Source organism: Methylopila musalis, assembly GCF_042679725.1.
Taxonomy (GTDB): domain Bacteria; phylum Pseudomonadota; class Alphaproteobacteria; order Rhizobiales; family Methylopilaceae; genus Methylopila; species Methylopila musalis.
The window spans coordinates 1-3,797 of the sequence record NZ_JBHTMX010000245.1; the positions used below are offsets into that span (position 1 = coordinate 1).

At 70.8% G+C, this 3,797-nt stretch carries 4 protein-coding genes and 1 pseudogene; 3 read left to right on the forward strand and 2 right to left on the reverse strand.

Features of this window, described 5'->3' with window-relative positions:
* Positions 1 to 234: RsmD family RNA methyltransferase (locus ACFQ4O_RS16015; RefSeq protein WP_378777121.1), on the forward strand; the 234-nt coding region annotated here is incomplete at its 5' end.
* 599 nt (positions 235 to 833) lie between these two features.
* On the opposite strand, the gene ACFQ4O_RS16020 is transcribed toward ACFQ4O_RS16015, so the two are convergent.
* Positions 834 to 1,439: a hypothetical protein gene (locus ACFQ4O_RS16020; protein WP_378777123.1), complete on the reverse strand. Its 606-nt coding sequence runs from the start codon at positions 1,437 to 1,439 to the stop codon at positions 834 to 836.
* Between the two features lie 150 nt (positions 1,440 to 1,589).
* On the opposite strand from ACFQ4O_RS16020, the gene ACFQ4O_RS16025 reads away from it, so the two are divergent.
* Complete coding sequence (locus ACFQ4O_RS16025; RefSeq protein ID WP_378777126.1) at positions 1,590 to 2,213, forward strand: pyridoxamine 5'-phosphate oxidase family protein; 624 nt, start codon at positions 1,590 to 1,592, stop codon at positions 2,211 to 2,213.
* A 239-nt stretch (positions 2,214 to 2,452) separates the two neighbouring features.
* Positions 2,453 to 3,460: a TerC family protein gene (locus tag ACFQ4O_RS16030; RefSeq protein WP_378777128.1), complete on the forward strand. Its 1,008-nt coding sequence runs from the start codon at positions 2,453 to 2,455 to the stop codon at positions 3,458 to 3,460.
* Between the two features lie 52 nt (positions 3,461 to 3,512).
* On the opposite strand, the pseudogene ACFQ4O_RS16035 reads toward ACFQ4O_RS16030, so the two are convergent.
* Positions 3,513 to 3,797 (reverse strand): annotated as a pseudogene (locus ACFQ4O_RS16035) (DNA mismatch repair endonuclease MutL); the annotation flags it as partial.

The window sequence follows — 3,797 nt, forward strand, 5'->3', positions numbered from 1 at the left end:
GGCCCGATCGGGACCGTGGCGCCGTTCGATCTCGTGTTCTGCGATCCGCCCTATGGCCGGGGCCTCGGCGAGCAGGCGCTCGCCTCCGCCCGCGCCGGCGGCTGGCTGTCGCCGGGGGCGCTCGCGGTGTGGGAGGAGGCGGCCGACGCCGACTGCCCCGCCCTCGACGGCTTCGAGACGCTGGAGACCCGCCTCTACGGCGACACCAGGGTGACGCTGCTGCGCGCGGCGTGAGCGTTCTGGCGCAGAACGGCTGTGACCGATAGGGAGTGGGAATCCGTGGCCGATCGTGCGGCGCGGGAGAGCGGCCGCCGCCCTGTCCCTGCCGGCGCGCCGGGTCGTGCGCCGGCGTTCCGACGCCCTGGATGTCGGGGGCAAAGCCGCAAGTTGATCGAGACCCACCAGCGTCGGCGTGATCTCGCCCGTGAGAGAGTGGACGCGCTGATGAAGCTGCAGGGGCAGGACGGCGGCGCCGACGTTCTGGGCATGGGCCTCAGCCCGGACGAGCGTAAGGTGGAGGCCGAGAAATGGGCGGCTAAGGCGCGGACGCCGCCGACCGCTCGACGCCGCTCTCCGTCCTCGGCCAGTTCGATCTGGCGACGCTCTCAGCGGAGCCGGGATTTAGCCCGCTCCTGCCGAAGCCCGGGCGGCTGCCGCTGTTCTAAAATCTGTGGCTGCTGCCGCAGCGCGACGCGCCCGAGAGCCGGCGCGGCGTCCGGCTGATCCACGACGACACGCCCGTCGGCGACCTGCGCGGGCTGTCGCCGCCCGAGGCGTCCGACGCTGCGCCCGGGCGTGGGTCATCTACGACCAGACCTGACGGCGCGGGCGTTTCAGCGCGGGTACCAGAACTCCATCTGGCCGGGGGGCGCCTTGTAGTTGGCGATGGTCTTGACCACCGAGCCCTTCAGCCCGTGTTTCGCCGCAAGCGCTGCCACCTGCTCGGCGAGCGGGCGGTCGGCGTCGTTGAAGTAGCGCACCTCCGGCTCCGAGGGCGAGCGGCCGGTGATGAGCTCGATGCCGGGCGACTGGAAGCCCGCCTCCTTCAGCGAGCGCCACAGGTCCTCCGCCGCGAAGCGGGCGTCCATGTCCGGCACCTGGATGTAGACCACGCCGCTCTGGCCGACGGGCACCTGCCCGGAATCCGCCGCCACGATGGCGCTGTTGCGGGCGTCGAAGGCCTTGGCGCTCTCGGCCGCGGCCGCCACCTGGTTCGCGGCAGCCGCCGGCGGCTGCAGCGCGCCCGCCGCCCAGGCCGCGATGAGGCCCGCGGCGGTGAGCGCATAGACCGCGTAGAGCGCGGTGCGCAGCAGCTTCGGGATCTGCACCAGCCGGACGACGCTGAGCAGCACCAGCAGCGTCAGCCCGGCGAACAGGCCCGCCAGCGCGTAGACGGCGGCGAGGCGGATCACCAGATCGGCGGCGGATTGTTCGAGCATGGCGGCCTCGATCGTTCGCGAATCGCAAGGACTTTCTTGTGTGCGGGAGCGGGACGGCGCAATCAACCGTCGATGCGCCGCGCTTCACCTTGCGCGCCGCCTGAACCTCCGGACAGGATGCCTGTTCGGGCTGTGGGGAGAGACCATCGGATGATCGGGGACGAGGGGCGCGTCACCACCGGCGCGGAGCTGGACGCGCTCTACGGCGCGCCGGTTCCGCGCTCGCGGATCAAGGAGGTGGACCACGTTCACCCGCTCTACCGGCCGTTCATCGAGCGATCGCCCTTCATGGTGCTGGCCACCGCCGGGCCGGGCGGGCTCGACGCGTCGCCGCGCGGCGACGCCGCCGGCTTCGTCCACATCGAGGACGAGCGCACGCTGCTGCTGCCGGACCGGCGCGGCAACAACCGCATCGACAGCCTGCGCAACATCGTCGAGGATCCGCGCGTCGCGCTGCTGTTCCTGATCCCCGGCGTCGACGAGACGCTGCGGGTGAACGGAGACGCCGAGATACTCGCCGGGCCGGACCTGCTGGCGCGCTTCGCGGTCGGCGGACAGGCGCCCCGGTCGGTGCTGCGCATCCGGGTCCGAAGCGTCTACTTCCAGTGCGCCCGCGCGCTGCTGCGCTCGGAGCTGTGGAGCCCCGGCGCGCGGGTCGCCCGCCACGAGCTCCCGAGCGTCGGCGCCATCCTGACCGACATCTCGCGCGCGACCATCGACGGCGCGGAATATGACGCCAGGCAGCCGGCGCTGATGGCCGCCACGCTCTACTGAGGCTCGAGGCGAGGGCGCGCCCGATCACGGTCGCGTCAACCGCGCGTGGGGGTCTTGCCGCAGCGCACGCGCTGCTCCATTTTTCCGACCGTCAGATCGGTCCGGGCCCCTCTGGCGTCCTTTCCTTCGAGTGAAAGAACGCGATGTCGGACTGCCCACCCAACCCCGTTCCGGGGCGGTGGCGCAGCGTCCGCGTCGACGCTCGCCGCCGTCCTCCACCTTGAGGACCTTGACGCCGCATGATCGCCGATCTCGCGCCTTCCTTCCTGTTCGCCGACCTTGTCGGCAAGCCGGCCTGGCTGTGGCTGGCCTTCCTCGCCCTCGTGGGCGTGCTGCTCGCCTTCGACCTGGGCGTGCTTAACCGCAAGGGCAAGGAGCTCGGCGTCGCCGAGAGCCTGAAGCTGTCGCTGTTCTACATCGCCGTCGCGGTCGCCTTCGGCGGCTACATCTGGTGGTCCATGGGCCCCGAAGCCGGCATGAACTATTACACCGGCTACGCGATCGAGAAGGCGCTCTCGATCGACAACGTCTTCGTCATCTCGCTGATCTTCGCCTATTTCGCGATCCCGGCGCGTTACCAGTACCGGGCGCTGGTGTGGGGCATCCTCGCCGTGCTGGTGCTGCGCGGCCTGATGATCGGCGTCGGCGCGGCGCTGGTGCAGGACTACGACTGGATCCTGCTGGTCTTCGGCGCCTTCCTCGCCTTCACCGGCGTGAAGATGCTGTTCGCGGGCGACGAAGAGGCCGACATCGGCGAGAACAAGGCCATCCGCTGGCTGTCGAAGCGCATGCGCGTGACGCCGGAGCTGCATGGCGAGCGCTTCTTCGTGCGCCAGCCGCACCCGGCCACCGGCAAGCTCGTGCTGTGGACGACGCCGCTGTTCCTGGCGCTGGTTGTGATCAACATCGCCGACCTCGTGTTCGCGGTCGACTCGGTGCCGGCGATCTTCGCCATCACCACCGACACCTACATCGTGTTCACGGCGAACATCATGGCGGTGCTCGGCCTGCGCGCGCTCTACTTCGCGCTGGCGGCCATGGCGAAGCGCTTCGCCTATCTGAAATACGCGCTCGCTCTGGTGCTGGTGTTCATCGGCGCGAAGATCTTCTGGGCGCACTTCTTCGGCAAGGTCGATCCGGCGATCTCGCTCGGCGTCACCCTGGCGCTCATCGCCGGCGGCGTCGGGGTCTCGCTGTGGAAGACCCGGAACGACCCCGTGGAGAAGACGCCGATCTCCGCCGAGTGACGCGCGGCCTGTGACGGCCTGCGGACACCCCACGCCACGACGGCCGGCGCGTTCAGCGCCGGCCGAACAGCTTTTCGAGATCGGCCACCGACAGGCGCACGAAGGTGGGCCGGCCGTGATTGCAGGTGGAGGCGGCGGGCTCGGCCTCGATGGCGCGCAGCAGCGCGTTCATCTCGTCCGGCTTCAGCTTGCGTCCGGCCCGCACCGAGCCGTGGCAGGCGACCGTCGCCAGGATGTGGTCGAGCCTGCGGGCGACCGGCGCGGCCTCGCCGTCGCCCTCCGCCAGCGCTTCCGCGATGTCGCGCACCAGCGCCGCGCCGTCGCAGGGGCCGAGCGG

Excerpts from the sequence above, each read along its gene's own strand:
- ACFQ4O_RS16020 (WP_378777123.1), bottom strand. The coding sequence starts at position 1,439 with ATGCTCGAACAATCCGCCGCCGATCTGGTGATCCGCCTCGCCGCCGTC.
- ACFQ4O_RS16025 (WP_378777126.1), top strand. The coding sequence starts at position 1,590 with ATGATCGGGGACGAGGGGCGCGTCACCACCGGCGCGGAGCTGGACGCG.
- ACFQ4O_RS16030 (WP_378777128.1), top strand. The coding sequence starts at position 2,453 with ATGATCGCCGATCTCGCGCCTTCCTTCCTGTTCGCCGACCTTGTCGGC.